Below are 14,090 nucleotides of genomic sequence, written 5' to 3'. Positions count from 1 at the left end.
TCGGGGAACCTTCGAGGACACAGGGCTCCCGGGGGACGGAAGGGGGTCAGGCGCGGGTGCCCTCTTCGCCTACGAGGGTCCCGATCTTCTCACCCTTGACGGCACGGGCGATATTGCCCGACGTGATGAGCTCGAAGACGAGGATCGGCAGCTTGTTGTCGCGGCACAGGGTGATCGCGGTCATGTCGGCGACCTTCAGGTCGCGGGTGATGACCTCGCCGTAGCTGAGCCCGTCGAACTTCACGGCCTCGGGGTTGGTCTTCGGGTCCGAGTCGTAGACGCCGTCGACCCCGTTCTTACCCATGAGCAGCGCCTGGGCGTCGATCTCCAGGGCGCGCTGCGCGGCGGTGGTGTCGGTGGAGAAGTACGGCATGCCCATACCGGCGCCGAAGATGACGACGCGGCCCTTCTCCAGGTGCCGCACGGCGCGCAGCGGGATGTACGGCTCGGCGACCTGCCCCATGGTGATGGCGGTCTGCACGCGGCAGTCGATGCCCTCCTTCTCCAGGAAGTCCTGGAGGGCCAGGCAGTTCATGACGGTGCCGAGCATGCCCATGTAGTCGCTGCGGGCGCGGTCCATGCCGCGCTGCTGCAGTTCGGCGCCGCGGAAGAAGTTGCCGCCGCCGATGACGACGGCGATCTGGTAGCCGCTCCGTACGACGGCCGCGATCTCACGGGCAATGGCGTGCACCACGTCGGGGTCGACGCCCAGACCCCCGCCCCCGGCGAACGCCTCACCGGAAAGCTTCAGCAGAAAGCGCCCCGCGCCTTTGCCTTCGTCGCTCTTGTCGCCTTTATCGGCTGTGTCGGCCTGGGTGGTGGTCATGGGATTCTCGCCTCTTTTACTTGGCACACATACGAAGAAGGCCACTGCCGATGGGGTGGTTCGCATCCCATGCGCGGCAATGGCCTCCTCGTCACAACTGCGGTCGTCCGGCGCGTTCCCGGACGACTGCTGTCGACCCTAGCGGGGTCTCGCGTCTGGCGCGGTACTGACTCAGATGCCGACCTTGATGCGCGAGAAGCGCTTCAGGGTGACACCGGCCTCCTGGAGGACCTTCTCGACGGACTTCTTGTTGTCGAGGGCGTACGGCTGACCGAGCAGCGTGGCCTCCTTGAAGAAGCCGTTGACGCGACCCTCGACGATCTTCGGGAGCGCGGCCTCCGGCTTGCCCTCGGCGCGCGTGGTCTCCTCGGCGACGCGACGCTCGGACTCGACGATCTCGGCCGGAACGTCCTCACGGGTGAGGTACTTCGGCGCGAAGGCGGCGATGTGCTGAGCGATGCCCTTGGCCAGCTCGGCGTCGGCCTTGTCCAGCTCGACCAGAACACCGATCTGCGGGGGCAGGTCGGGCATGGTGCGGTGCATGTAGGAAGCGACGTACGCGCCCGAGAACTGCGCGAAGCGGTCCAGGACGATCTTCTCGCCGAGGTTGGCGTTGGCCTCGTCGACGAAGGCCTGGACGGTCTTGCCGGCCTCGATCTCGGAGGCGAGCAGCGCCTCGAGGTCGGCCGGGGCCGTCTTGGCGACGTGGGCGACCAGCTGGTCGGCGACGGCCTGGAACTTCGGGCTCTTGGCGACGAAGTCCGTCTCGCACTTCAGCTCGACGAGGACACCGGAGGTGTTGTCGTCGGCGATGAGGGAGACGACCGCGCCGTTCTCGGCGGAACGGCCCTCGCGCTTGGCGACGCCCTTCTGGCCCTTGATGCGCAGGGCCTCGACGGCCTTGTCGACGCTGCCGTCGGCCTCGTCGAGCGCCTTCTTGCAGTCCATCATGCCGGCGCCCGTGAGCTCGCGGAGCTTCTTGACGTCAGCGGCGGTGTAGTTCGCCATGATCCTGGTTTTCTCTCTACGAAGTCTGAAGCAGTGTGAGAACGAAGGTGACGGTTACGGGTGAAGGCGGGGGTCGCAGTCGACCCCCGCCGTCACCTCATGAAACCGAATCCCGTGCGGGTCAGGCCTGCTCGGCGTCCGCGGCCGGAGCCTCGACGGGGGCCTCAGCCGGGGCCTCGGCGGGGGCGGCAGCCTCGGCGGCCGGGGCCTCCGCAGCCTTCTCCTCGGCCTTGTCCTCGGTCTTGACCTCGGCCTCGGCGGGCTTCGCCTCAGCCTTGTCGTCGGCCTTCTTCTCGCCCTCGAGCAGGTCGCGCTCCCACTCGGCGAGGGGCTCGCCGGCGGCCTTCTCGCCCGGCTTCTGGTCGCCCGTGGCCACGCCGGAGCGGGCGATGAGGCCCTCGGCGACGGCGTCGGCGATCACGCGGGTGAGCAGGGTGACGGAGCGGATCGCGTCGTCGTTGCCCGGGATCTTGTAGTCGACCTCGTCGGGGTCACAGTTCGTGTCGAGGATCGCGACGACCGGAATGTTGAGCTTCCGGGCCTCGCCGACAGCGATGTGCTCCTTCTTGGTGTCCACGATCCAGACGGCGCTGGGCACCTTGGACATCTCGCGGATACCACCGAGGGTCTTCTCCAGCTTGGCCTTCTCGCGCGAGAGCACGAGAAGCTCCTTCTTGGTGAGACCGGACGCGGCGACGTCCTCGAAGTCGATCTGCTCGAGCTCCTTGAGGCGCTGCAGACGCTTGTAGACGGTCGAGAAGTTGGTGAGCATGCCGCCCAGCCAGCGCTGGTTCACGTAGGGCATGCCGACGCGGGTCGCCTGCTCGGCGATGGCTTCCTGCGCCTGCTTCTTCGTGCCGACGAACATGACCGTGCCGCCGTGGGCGACGGTCTCCTTGACGAACTCGTAGGCGCGGTCGATGTACGACAGCGACTGGAGAAGGTCGATGATGTAGATGCCGTTGCGCTCCGTGAAGATGAAGCGCTTCATCTTCGGGTTCCAACGACGGGTCTGGTGACCGAAGTGGACGCCGCTTTCCAGCAGCTCCCGCATCGTGACGACGGCCATGGCCGTACTCCTCTGGTGTTCTCGGTTGTTTCCTGACGCCCACTGCGTGTGCCTGCCGCGTACGCTCGCGCTCTTGCGAGGCGGTCGTACGGGACCGATAGGCCACTGACACGAAACCTGTGAGGGCCGGTGTCGGGGCGTGCGAAGTCGATCCGGTGGGCCGGATCGCCACATGAAGTGTACGGGACCCGCGAGGTACCGGGTGACGCCGCTGTCCACAACCGCTCGGTAGTCCACGTTTCCCGGCCATGATCCCCGCGGGGCCGCTCCGCCGGGGAACCTGAGCGCCATGCGAAAACTACTCACGGTGATGATGGCGGGGGTCCTGCTCGCGGTCCTCGGCCCTGCGGCCTGGGCGGGTGACGCCCACCTCTGGCCGGTGGGCGAGCGGCCACGGGTGGTCCGGCCCTGGGCACCGCCGGCTTCGCCCTACGGCCCCGGCCACCGCGGCGTCGACCTGGCGGCCCCCATCGACGCCCCCGTACACGCGGTCGCCGACGGCCGGGTCTCCTTCGCGGGAGAGATCGCGGGCAGGGGTGTGCTCTCCGTCGCACTCTCGGACACCGGCGACCCGCCTCTGCGCACGACGTACGAACCGGTGACACCGCTGGTGAAACGGGGGGCCGAGGTCACAGCGGGCGAGGTCGTGGGCACCCTCCAACTCCCCACAGGCCACTGCCCTCCCGCATCCCCGTCGTGCCTCCACTGGGGCCTGCGCCGAGCCGCGACATATCTGGACCCCCTGTCCTTGCTGGACGCATCGGCACTACGCGGCCGCCCGTCGCGGCTGCTGCCGGTGTGGGGGTGGGCACAATCCGTCGGCCGCACCCCGCCTTGGGCAATCTGCCGCCTTGGGCGGCAGGGTGGGCAAGACGGGGTGCGGTGCCGCGTAACGCTCACGGGGGCGCCGACCACGGCACCGCTACAGGACCCCGGTGCCGCGCAACACGAACGCCGGGTCCGGGCCGGACTCAGCCGCGAACGCCCCGCAGCGCCATACCCACGGCCGCGTCCACGATCACGCCGGGCTCCTCCGCGGCCCCCAGCTCGATCCTGCGCACGGCCGCGTCCACCACACCCTGGACCAGCATCGCGGCGAGCCGGGGCTGCGCATGCCCCATCTGCTCGAGCGCCTCGACGATCATCGCGACGAGCCCGCCGTGCGCGGCCCGGATCTTCTCCCGCGCCCCGGCGTCCAACTCGCTCGCGGAGATGGCGACGACCGCCCGGTGCCGCCGGTCCCCCACCAGCGCCAACTGCTCCCGCACATACGCCTCGACCTTGCCCTCGGGCGTATCGGCGCGCGCCATCCCGGCCTCGACCTCCGCGGCCCACACCGGGAAGTCGACCTCGCACAGCTCCTCGACCACGGCCGCGCGCGACTTGAAGTATTCATAGACGGACGAGCGCGCGAGCCCCGTCCGCTCCGCGAGCGCGGGGAACGTCAGCGCGTCCGTCCCGCCCTCGGACAACAGGGAACGCGCCGCGTCCAGAAGGGCGCCGCGCTGCATCGACCGGTGCTCGGCCACGGAGGCCGCTCGAATCCTAGGCACGTCTCCACTTTACGAAGAGACGGCCCGCGACGGGAGCCGGTAGGGCCTCAGGGGCGCCGACCGGAGTCGGGCACGCGGCAGGCACGATTCGCCGGACCGCGGGGCCACGCCCCCTCACCGCCCGAAACTCGCCAGCTTCGCCCGCAGCTGCAGCACGGACTTCGTGTGGATCTGGCTGACCCTGCTCTCCGTGACCCCGAGCACGTTCCCGATCTCGGCCAGCGTCAGGCCCTCGTAGTAGTAGAGCGTGACGACGGTCTTCTCGCGCTCCGGCAGCGTATTGATCGCCCGCGCCAGGAAGCGCCGCAGCTCCCGGTCCTCCGCGACCTCCACCGGGTTGTCCGCGGCGTGGTCCTCGAGCGTGTCCAGGACGCTGAGCCGGTCACCGCCGCCCTCGCCCCCGACGTGCAGCAACTCCTCCAGCGCCACCACGTTCGCCAGCGACAACTGACTGAAAACCGCGTGCAGTTCCTCGAGCGCGACCCCCATCTCCGCGGCCACCTCGCTCTCGGAAGGAGTGCGCCGCAGCTGGGCCTCGAGGGTGGCGTAGGCGCGCTCCACGTTGCGCGCCTTCTGCCGCACGGACCGGGGAATCCAGTCCAGCGCGCGCAGTTCGTCGATCATCGCGCCGCGGATCCGGGTGATCGCGTACGTCTCGAACTTGATCTCCCGCTCGATGTCGAACTTCTCGATCGCGTCGATGAGCCCGAAGACCCCGGACGAGACGAAGTCCGCCTGCTCCACATTGGGCGGCAGCCCCACGCTGACCCGGCCCGCCACGTACTTCACCAGCGGCGAGTAGTGCAGGATCAGCTGCTCCCGCAGCCGCTCGTCGCCCGTCGCCTTGTACGACCTCCACAGCTCCTCGAGGGAGGAGGGAGCCGGAGGCCGCACGCTGGAGCCGCGCGCGGCGGGGGGTACCGCCGCCCGGTCGGACCCTGAGGTGTGTTGTGGCATGCGCCGCCTTGTGCCGTTCTGCTGCTGCGTCCCCAGGAAACCGAGGGTGCTTGACGTACTGGTCGCTGTGATCGCTCTGCCTGTGAAGATGCCGTGTTGCCCGTCTGGTGATGACTGGTACCGAGCTACCCACCTGATTCCGGATGGAGGGGACGAACCCGGATCCTGGTGAGCGTAGCGTGACTGGAGCGTCGCAGTGTGCGAAGGGTGGGAGATCACCGTTGCGCAGATACGTTCCCTTCGTCGCCTCGCGTGGACGGTTCCGTCGCCCCGGCCAATCACGACGGAGCGCCAACTGCCGGAATTGCCAAGGCCATCGGGGGTCATCCGGACGGCGCAACGCACCGCGTCAGAACAGCTCCCCTCCGGGAAAGACCGAATCGATCGCCTGGCGTGTCAACTGCCAGCCGTCGCCGTGTCGTTCGACGAACCCCAACGAGCGCAGTTCGTACAACCTCCCGATCGTCTCGTCCTGGCTCGCCCCCGCGCCGCGGCCGGCCTCGGCGACGCTGCACACCCCGTGGGCGGGAAGCGCGGCGAGCACCCGCGCCGCACCGGGTGGCAGCAGATCGCGGGGCAGCACCGGTCCACGCCGCTCGGGGGCGAGCTCGCCCATCTCCCCGACCAGCTCCACGACTTCCGCCGCGTCGGTCACCAGCACCGCTTCCTTGCGCAGCAGTTCATGCACTCCCGCGGAGACGCTGCTGGTCACCGGCCCCGGAACGCCCATGGCGTGCCGCCCGAGGCGCTGCGCCCAGCGGACCGTGCCCAGCGCTCCGCTGCGATAGGCCGCCTCCACCACGACCGTTCCTCTGGTGAGCGCCGCGATCACCCGGTTCCGGAGGATGAACCGGGTGGGCGTCGGATGGTCCCCGGGCGGCAACTCCCCGATCACGAGTCCCTGTTCCGCGACCCGGTCGATCAACTGGGCGTGCCCCCGCGGGTAGATCCGGTCGATGCCGCAGGCGAGCACGGCCACCGTCGCCCCGGTCGCACCGAGCGCCCCACGATGCGCGGCGGCGTCGACCCCGTAGGCCCCGCCCGAGACGACGACCCAGCCACGCTCGGCGAGTCCTGCGCCGAGGCTCGCGCCCATCCGCACCCCGTAGTCCGTGCAGGCCCGCGCGCCCACCACGGCGACCGAGCGCAGCGCCCACATCCGCAGGTTGGGCCCGCCCCGCACCCAGAGCCCCACCGGCCGCCCGTCCCCCAGGTCGTCCAACTGTCCTGGCCACTCGGCGTCTCCCGGACACACGAACCGCGCCCCGGCCGCCGTCGCCCGCGCGAGATCCCGCTCGGCGGGCGGCGCGTCCGCGGCCCGCGCGACGAGCCCCGCCCAGCGTTCTGCCCGCGCCCCGGGCAGCGGTTCCTCCGTCCCTCCTGCCTCGATGCGCCGCACCGTCTCCACGGCGCCGAACTCGCGCAGCCACTGCCCGGCGACCTCCCAGCCCGGCTCCACGATCCGCGTGAGCCGCACCCGCGCCAGCCGCACCTCGTCACCACTCCCCACACCCATCACGCCCCTCCCTCCTTCATCGCCGGGGCCCCACGTCGGACCCAATCCCCGGAACCCCAATCCCCAGGCCCCCACGCGGGCGCCGCGCAAGGCGTGACCCGTGAACGATCCCGGCCCCCGTCACGCCCCCGCCCCGATCGTCATCGGCACGCCGCGTGAGATCCCGGTCCGTAGTTGCAGCGCGAGTGCCACGTCCTGGGCGAAGGGGCGGTCCCGCCGGGCGAGGTCGGCCACGGTCCAGGCCACCCGCAGCACCCGGTCAAGACCGCGCGCGGTGAGGAAGCCGCGCTCCAGGTCGAGCTCCGCCTCGTCGAGCGCGCCGGGCGCCGCGGGCCAGCGGGTGCGCAGGACGTGACCCGGCACCTCGCTGTTGGTCCGCCACGGGGTGTCCGCGAACCGGGCCGCCGCCCGCTCTCTGGCCTCCCGCACCCGGTCCGCGACGACCTTGGTGCTCTCGCCCCGCGGCCCGTACCCCGCCAGTGCGTCGCGTGTGACGGCGTCGACCTCCACGCGGAGGTCGACCCGGTCCAGCAGCGGCCCCGAGAGCCTGGCCTGGTAGCGGCGGACCGTGGCCGGCGGGCAGTCGCACTCGCCGCCCAGCAGCCGGTACTGCCCGCAGGGGCAGGGGTTCGCGGCGAGCGCCATCAGGAACCGCGCGGGCAGCCGCACCACCCCGGCGCTGCGCGCGATCACCACGTACCCGGACTCGAGGGGCTGGCGCAGGGCATCGAGTGCCTTGCCACTGAATTCAGGTGCCTCGTCGAGGAACAGCACACCCCGATGCGAGAGCGACACCGCTCCAGGCCGCGCCACCCCCGGCCCGCCCCCGACGAGGGACTGCATGGTCGCCGAGTGGTGCGGTGCGCAGTACGGCGCGGTGTCGATCATCGATGTGCCCGGCGACAGCATTCCCGCGACCGAGTGGATCGCGGTGACCTCCAGGGCCTCCTCACGGGTGAGCGGCGGCAGGATGGCGGGCAGCCGCTCGGCCAGCATCGTCTTGCCCGCTCCCGGTGGCCCCGACAGCATCACGTGGTGTCCGCCCGCCGCCGCGACCTCGATCGCCGTGCGGGCGGACAACTGCCCGACGACCTCGGCGAGATCGAGCCCGGGCCCGTCGTGCGAGGCCCCGCCGAACCCCGTGCCCACTCCGGTGCCGGGCATGCTCAGGCCCGCCAGCATCGGATCGGGACGCCCCCGCTCTTCCGCCGGCTCCTCGTCCGGCACCGGATCGTCCGTGAGCACGGCGATGAGCTGACGCAGGCTGCGCACACCGAGGACCGAGACCCCCGGCACGAGGGCCGCCTCCCCGGCCGTGCACTCCGGGACCACGACCTGCTCGTAACCGGCGTCGGCCGCCGCGAGTACGGCCGGGAGCACGCCCCGTACCGGCCGCACCCGCCCGTCGAGCCCCAGCTCCCCGATCATCACGATGTCGGCGAGGATCTTCGGATCGATCCGCTCGGCAGCGCCGAGCACGGCGCACGCGACAGCGAGATCAAAACCCGAACCGCTCTTCGGCACGGACGCCGGGCTCAGCCCCACCGTGAGCTTCTTCTGCGGCCAGTCACCCCCGGAGTTGACCACCGCCGCCCTGACCCGGTCGCGGCTCTCCACCAGGCTCTTGTCCGGCAGCCCCACCAGCGTGAACGCGGCGATGCCCGGCTCCAGGTCTGCCTGTACCTCGACGACGACGCCCTCGACTCCCACGAGGGCCACGGAACACGTACGCGCGAAGCCCATCAGGACACCCCTCGCACATGCTCGACGCAGGGCGCTCCGCGCTCCGGCAGCAGCACGCCGATGAGATCGATGCGGACGCCACCGGGCGGCGCTCCCCCGTGCTCCTGCACCCAGCGCTCGGCGAGATCACGCAGCCGCGCCGCCTTGACCGGTGTGATCGCGGCCATCGGGTGCTCGAAGGCCCCGGCCTCGCCGCTGTGTGCGCCGGCGCTGTGTCCGCTGCGGGTCTTGACCTCGCACACGACGATCGCGTCGCCGTCCCGCGCCACGATGTCGATCTCGCCGGACCTGCCCGCACGCCAATTGCGCGCGAGCACCGTCATCCCCGCCTCGGTCAGCCGCCTCGCGGCCAGATCCTCGCCGTACTTCCCCAGTGCTCCCCGTGCGTTCACGTCGGCACCACCTCCGGCACCCACGCTGACGCCCGGGCAGCAAAGAAGTGGATCTTGGTGAACTACTTACAGGTTGTGGAAAACTCCGTCACCCGCCGCGCGCCCCACGGGTCAGCTGCCCGGAAGCTCCAGATCGGTCTTGTTCAGCTCCTCGATATTCACGTCCTTGAACGTGAGTACGCGAACCTGCTTCACGAAACGAGCGGGCCTGTACATGTCCCAGACCCAGGCATCCGCCATCGACACCTCGAAAAACACCTCGCCCTGGACCGAGTGCACCTGCATCTCGTAGTCGTTGGTGAGGTAGAAGCGCCGCTCGGTCTCGATCACGTATTTGAACAGACCGACGACGTCGCGGTACTCCCGGTAGAGCTTCAGCTCCATCTCGGTCTCGTACTTCTCGAGGTCCTCGGCGCTCATGGCATGTTCCCCTTCAGCCGTGCGTCCCCCTATTGTGCGCCAGCCCCGTGGGCCTCTAGACGATTTCCGTGTCGAGGACCTCGGGCCGGCTCGGGGGACCTTCGTCGAGCAGCCGCTTCAGCAGCCCGGCGAGTCTGGTCGGATACACCGTCTCATGCGCCTCGGCCAGTTCCCGGCACGTCCACCAGCGTGCTCCCGCGACGCTGCGGCGCTCCAGGTCGGTCAGGCCCGTCCCCTTGATCTCTCCGAGCTCCGCCGAGGGCGTCCTCGTACGGGCCAGGAAGTACCACTCGTCCTGGTCCCAGCGCCGACCGTCGAAGGGGAAGGAGCAGATTCGCTGCCACAGCACGGGCCCCAGTTCCACGTCGGTGATGCCGGTCTCCTCTGCCAGTTCCCGCAGGGCGGCCTCTTCACGCGTCTCGTCGCCCTCCAGGCCGCCGCCCGGCGTGAACCACCAGTCGTCCGCCATGTCGCCCGGCTCGTGCCCGTGCAGGAGCAGGATCCGCTCCTCAGGGTCGAGCAGCACGACGCGGGCGACCTTGCGCGGTTCGCGGCTGGGGTCAGACACGGGCCGGCTCCGGGGACGCCCCGCGCGAGCGCCGTGAGCGCTTCGCGATCGGCCCGTACGCCGCTCCGCCGAGCACCAGTACCGCGCCCGCCACGATGGCCGCGAGCACCGTCTTCACCGGTCCCGGCTGCGAGATGCCGCCCGACAGCGCCTCGAACCCGGTGGGCTTCTGCATCCCGGCCATGGGCCACGCCAGGGCGTCCACGCGGCCCTGTACGGCGCCGCGCTCCACCGAGCCGTTCTCGCTGTCACCGATGTGCGCGCTGGAGTCCAGCGAGTCGGCGCGGTGGTCGCCGAGCAGGAAGAGCCGGCCCTGCGGGACGGTCGTCGTCTTGATGCCGGTAAGTGAGGCGCTCTCACCCTTCGGGAGGTACGGCTCGTCGATCTGCTCGCCGTTCACGGTCAGCTTCTTCTGCGTGCAGCAGGCGATCTTGTCACCGCCGACGCCGACCACGCGCTTGACCATCGGAACGTTTCCCCAGGAGTTCTCCTGGAAGACGACGACATCGCCGCGCTTGACCTCGCCGCCGTCGATCCGCTCCGCGAGCACCCGGTCACCCGCCTTGATCGTCGGGTCCATGGAGTCGGTGGGCACGGTGTACGGCTGGTACAGAATCGCGCCCCAGACGAACCCACCCAGGAACAACACACAGCCGAGGGCCACGGCTATACCGGACAGCGCGCTGCCGGTCCTGCCGTGACCCTCATTCGTACGACGTGTCCTGCTCATCCCAGTTGCTCCCGCGGTTCGGAGAAATCGATCTCGTCGAACCAGCCCCGGAACGGTGCGGACCACGGAAGATCGGCGATCTGGGACGGCACCCTACCGGGCGCCACCAGCCGCAGAAACCCTGGTGTTCCCCTCGGTAACGCGCTGATTGATCTTGCGCCTGCGCCACAGCACCAGCGGCGCCGCACCCGCGAGCCCGAGCGCGCCCGGAGCCGCGTTCGCCACGGCGTTGAGACCGGACTGGTCGAAGGTGTCCGGCACCGGCAGCATCGACCAGTGCGTGGGCGGCCAGGCTACGACGATGGCGCGACCCACGACGTTGTCCACGGGGACGAAGCCGCCGTTCTTGTCGTTCTGGTGGTAGCGCGAGTCCATGGAGTCCTGGCGGTGGTCACCCATGGCCCAAACTTTGCCCTGGGGAACCTTCACCTTGAACGTTCCACCGGCGTTGTCGTCGCTGCACGGGGTGTTGCCCGGGTAGACGTACGGCTCGTTCAGCGCCTTGCCGTTGACCTTGAGCGGTCCCGTGCCGTTGCACTCGATGGTGTCGCCACCGACGCCGACGACGCGCTTGATGAGGTCCTTCTCGTCCGCGGACGGCATCAGGCCGACCCAACTGAGCACCGTCTGGACGGCGTTCGGCTCCGGCGTCGGCTCGCCCTCGAGCCAGCTCGCCGGGTCGTGGAAGACGATGACCTCGCCGCGCTCCGGCTCCGAGCCGAACCACGGGGTGAGCTTGTCGACCAGCACCCGGTCGCCGATCTTCAGCGTGTTCTCCATCGACGCCGAAGGGATCGAGAACGCCTGGACCAGGAACGTCTTGATCACCAGCGCGAGGACGAGCGCGATGACGATGAGGAGCGGCAGTTCCTTCCAGAAGGAACGCGCCTTCTTGGGTCCGCCCTTCGACCCACTGCTCGACTCCGCCTCGCCCATGGGCCCGGCCGTCGAGCCGTCACCCGCCTCGGGCGCCCGGCCCGCGGGGTCCTGACCCGCCACGTCGTCGGATCGCCCGGGCTCCTCTTCGGGGCCATGCCCTGACCGTGCGCCGACCGCCAAGTCCCCCACATCCACTCCTCACTCCGTGCCGCCGCCTGATCCGTATCCGATGCAGGCCCACCACTCCCATAACGAGCGGGAGTTCCGCAGGGGTCGGGAGGGGGATAAATCGTTCCGAATCCGAAGCGTTCGAGCCCGGTCCGGCACCGTACGTGGAGGCCACCCTATGCGACGTTCCTGAGGCGGCGGTCGACCCGCCTCCTTGCGCGTCGGCCACGGCCGCGAAGGTCGGCGGCTCCGACAGCGAGGTCCAGTGACCGATCGGCCACCCGATGAACCGGGCCCGCCCCACGACGGACTCCTCCGACACCGTCCCGTTGAAGGCCTCGGTGAGGTGATAGCGGGAATCCGCGGAGTTGGCGCGATGGTCGCCCATCACGAACAGGCGCCCCTTGGGCACCTTCACAGAGAAGTCGAACTTCGAGGGGGCGTTACCGGGATGGATGTACGCACGCTCTTCGAGCGGTGTCCCGTTCACCGTGACGCGGCCCTTTGTGTCGCAGCACTTCACGGTGTCGCCGCCGACGCCCACGACCCGCTTGATGAGGTCGCGTTCATTGTCGGACGGCAGCAACCCGATCCAGGTCAGGCCTTCCTTGACCTGCTTCACGCCGACCGGGGGCTCCGTCTTCTGGCCGGCCTCCTGCTCGAGCCACTTCCCCGGGTCGTTGAAGACGACGACGTCGCCGCGCTGCACCTGCGCGCCGAACCAGGGAGTGAGCTTGTCGACCAGAACCCGGTCGCCGATCCTGATCGTCTGTTCCATGGAGCCCGACGGGATGACGAAGGCCTGCACCAGGAACGTCTTCAGGACGAGCGCGATGGCCAGGGCCACGCCTATGAGGAGGGGTATTTCCTTCAGTACGGAGCGCCGTCGGCGGCGCTTCACCTTGCGGGCGAGCTTGCGCCGCTCGGCCCTGCCCTGCTGCTCGGGGCCGCTGGTGGGCCGGCTGCCGGTGGGCAGCCGCTCGTCGCCGCGGTGACTGCGCGATTTGCCCCGCCTACCCATGCGCGCCGCCGGGTGCAGGCACGCGCGCGTAGAGGTCCGTACGGGACAAGGAGTGCCAGTGCCCGGTCGGCCACGCGATCCACTGGGCCTTGCCGATGACCTGGTCCAGGGGGACGAACCCGCCGCCAGGTGCGCCCAAGTAGTCGCGGGAGTCACGGGAGTCGCTGCGATGGTCACCGAGCAGAAAGAGGGTGTCCTCGGGAACCACGATGTTGAACGGCACCTCCGAAGGCGCGTCCGTGGCGTGCAGCACGGCGCGCTCGTCCACGGACTTCCCGTTCACCTCGATCCTCCCCTTGCTGTCGCAGCAGACCACCCGGTCTCCCCCCGTGCCCACGACGCGCTTGATGTAGTCGCCCTCGCCGAAGTACCCGCTGCCGTCGAAGACGACCACGTCGCCACGGGTCGGCTCGGCACCGAAACGGTACGCCAACTTATTTACGAGAACGCGGTCCCCGACCCTCAATGTGCTCTCCATGGAGCCGCTGGGGATCTGGAACGGCTGCGCCACGAAGACGCTGAGGGCCAGCAGGCAGGCCAGGCACAGCAGCAGGGTCAGGGTGATGCGGCCGCCCGGCAGCCAGTCGACCACCCCGGAGAGCAAAGAGGAGCGCGACCGGTCCTCCTCGCCCGGTGAGGTGTCCTCATGGGGCTCGGAGGAGCGGTCGCGCTCCTCATGCTGTGCTTCGGTGTCCATCGAGGCCAGATGCTATCCGGCCGCACTGTGGACGCCGCAGGCGAGATGCGCCGACGCCCTCTGGGGGCGTCGAGCGGCTCAGTTCTCGCGCTTCTCCTTGATCTTCGCGGCCTTGCCGCGCAGGTCACGGAGGTAGTACAGCTTGGCGCGGCGGACGTCGCCCTTGGTGACGAGCTCGATCTTCTCGACGATCGGGGTGTGCACCGGGAAGGTGCGCTCGACGCCGACGGAGAAGGAGACCTTGCGGACCGTGAAGGTCTCGCGGACGCCGGCGCCCTGGCGGCGGATGACTACGCCCTTGAACTGCTGCACACGGGAGCGGTTGCCCTCGATGACGCGCACGTGGACGTTGACGGTGTCGCCGGGGCGGAAGGCCGGGACGTCGCTGCGCAGGGAAGCGGAGTCGACGGAGTCGAGCAGGTTAGCCATGATCGTCTGCTTTCTTCGCCGATGCCACAGGTCATCGGCGGGAGGTATGCGATGAGTTTCGGTAGCTGTTCGCGTCGGGCCTTGCGTCGTTCCCCCTGTGGCAGGGGCGCAGGC

The 14,090-nt window shown here is 69.8% G+C and carries 15 protein-coding genes and 1 pseudogene; 1 reads left to right on the top strand and 15 read right to left on the bottom strand.

All coding sequences use genetic code 11. The features are described from left to right. Positions 1-46 precede the first annotated feature (46 nt). From pyrH to rpsB, 3 genes are all read right to left on the bottom strand, one after another. Complete coding sequence (gene pyrH / locus ACWD2L_RS09625) at positions 47-826, bottom strand: UMP kinase (RefSeq protein WP_351336357.1); 780 nt, start codon at positions 824-826, stop codon at positions 47-49. A gap of 171 nt (positions 827-997) precedes the next feature. Continuing rightward, positions 998-1,834 carry a translation elongation factor Ts gene (gene tsf, locus ACWD2L_RS09620; RefSeq protein WP_351336355.1) on the bottom strand — a complete coding sequence of 279 codons (837 nt, stop codon included), beginning with the start codon at positions 1,832-1,834 and terminating at the stop codon, positions 998-1,000. Positions 1,835-1,955: 121 nt separating this feature from the next. After that, entirely contained in the window at positions 1,956-2,903 is a 948-nt protein-coding gene (rpsB, locus tag ACWD2L_RS09615) for a 30S ribosomal protein S2 (protein WP_351336352.1), read from the bottom strand. Positions 2,904-3,192: 289 nt separating this feature from the next. Here rpsB and ACWD2L_RS09610 point away from each other — a divergent pair. Beyond that, positions 3,193-3,585: pseudogene (locus tag ACWD2L_RS09610) on the top strand (peptidoglycan DD-metalloendopeptidase family protein); the annotation flags it as partial. Between the two features lie 289 nt (positions 3,586-3,874). Here the strand turns inward: ACWD2L_RS09610 and ACWD2L_RS09605 are convergent. From ACWD2L_RS09605 to rplS, 12 genes are all read right to left on the bottom strand, one after another. Next, positions 3,875-4,432 (bottom strand): TetR/AcrR family transcriptional regulator, encoded by a 558-nt coding sequence (locus ACWD2L_RS09605; RefSeq protein WP_326015403.1) that lies wholly within the window; start codon positions 4,430-4,432, stop codon positions 3,875-3,877. A gap of 138 nt (positions 4,433-4,570) precedes the next feature. Continuing rightward, entirely contained in the window at positions 4,571-5,413 is an 843-nt protein-coding gene (gene whiG / locus ACWD2L_RS09600) for an RNA polymerase sigma factor WhiG (RefSeq protein WP_351336349.1), read from the bottom strand. A gap of 349 nt (positions 5,414-5,762) precedes the next feature. Beyond that, positions 5,763-6,929: a DNA-processing protein DprA gene (gene dprA / locus ACWD2L_RS09595; protein ID WP_351336346.1), complete on the bottom strand. Its 1,167-nt coding sequence runs from the start codon at positions 6,927-6,929 to the stop codon at positions 5,763-5,765. A 120-nt stretch (positions 6,930-7,049) separates the two neighbouring features. After that, on the bottom strand, positions 7,050-8,672 hold the full coding sequence (locus ACWD2L_RS09590; protein ID WP_351336344.1) for a YifB family Mg chelatase-like AAA ATPase: 1,623 nt from the start codon (positions 8,670-8,672) through the stop codon (positions 7,050-7,052). Continuing rightward, complete coding sequence (locus tag ACWD2L_RS09585; RefSeq protein ID WP_351336341.1) at positions 8,672-9,064, bottom strand: YraN family protein; 393 nt, start codon at positions 9,062-9,064, stop codon at positions 8,672-8,674. Before ACWD2L_RS09585 ends, ACWD2L_RS09590 begins: the two co-directional genes overlap by 1 nt. Before the next feature lie 111 nt (positions 9,065-9,175). Then, on the bottom strand, positions 9,176-9,484 hold the full coding sequence (locus tag ACWD2L_RS09580) for a DUF2469 domain-containing protein (RefSeq protein WP_008737534.1): 309 nt from the start codon (positions 9,482-9,484) through the stop codon (positions 9,176-9,178). 55 nt (positions 9,485-9,539) lie between these two features. After that, positions 9,540-10,052 carry an NUDIX hydrolase gene (locus ACWD2L_RS09575; RefSeq protein WP_351336338.1) on the bottom strand — a complete coding sequence of 171 codons (513 nt, stop codon included), beginning with the start codon at positions 10,050-10,052 and terminating at the stop codon, positions 9,540-9,542. Continuing rightward, a complete protein-coding gene (gene lepB, locus ACWD2L_RS09570; RefSeq protein WP_351336335.1) occupies positions 10,045-10,782 on the bottom strand; it encodes a signal peptidase I in 738 nt (245 codons plus the stop codon). Before lepB (ACWD2L_RS09570) ends, ACWD2L_RS09575 begins: the two co-directional genes overlap by 8 nt. A 93-nt stretch (positions 10,783-10,875) precedes the next feature. Continuing rightward, a complete protein-coding gene (gene lepB, locus ACWD2L_RS09565; RefSeq protein WP_351336333.1) occupies positions 10,876-11,850 on the bottom strand; it encodes a signal peptidase I in 975 nt (324 codons plus the stop codon). After that, the gene (lepB, locus tag ACWD2L_RS09560; protein WP_351336330.1) at positions 11,738-12,850 is read right to left on the bottom strand and encodes a signal peptidase I; all 1,113 of its coding nucleotides are present in this window, start codon (positions 12,848-12,850) and stop codon (positions 11,738-11,740) included. The genes lepB (ACWD2L_RS09565) and lepB (ACWD2L_RS09560) overlap by 113 nt, the downstream gene beginning before the upstream one ends. After that, entirely contained in the window at positions 12,843-13,547 is a 705-nt protein-coding gene (lepB, locus tag ACWD2L_RS09555) for a signal peptidase I (RefSeq protein WP_351336327.1), read from the bottom strand. Before lepB (ACWD2L_RS09555) ends, lepB (ACWD2L_RS09560) begins: the two co-directional genes overlap by 8 nt. A 78-nt stretch (positions 13,548-13,625) precedes the next feature. Continuing rightward, positions 13,626-13,976, bottom strand: a complete 351-nt coding sequence (gene rplS, locus ACWD2L_RS09550; protein ID WP_351336325.1) for a 50S ribosomal protein L19 — start codon at positions 13,974-13,976, stop codon at positions 13,626-13,628. Between the last annotated feature and the right edge of the window lie 114 nt (positions 13,977-14,090).

It is taken from the genome of Streptomyces sp. NPDC002754 (genome assembly GCF_053592315.1).
Note: the sequence above shows the minus strand (reverse complement) of the source record. Positions and strands in the feature narration are given on the sequence as shown.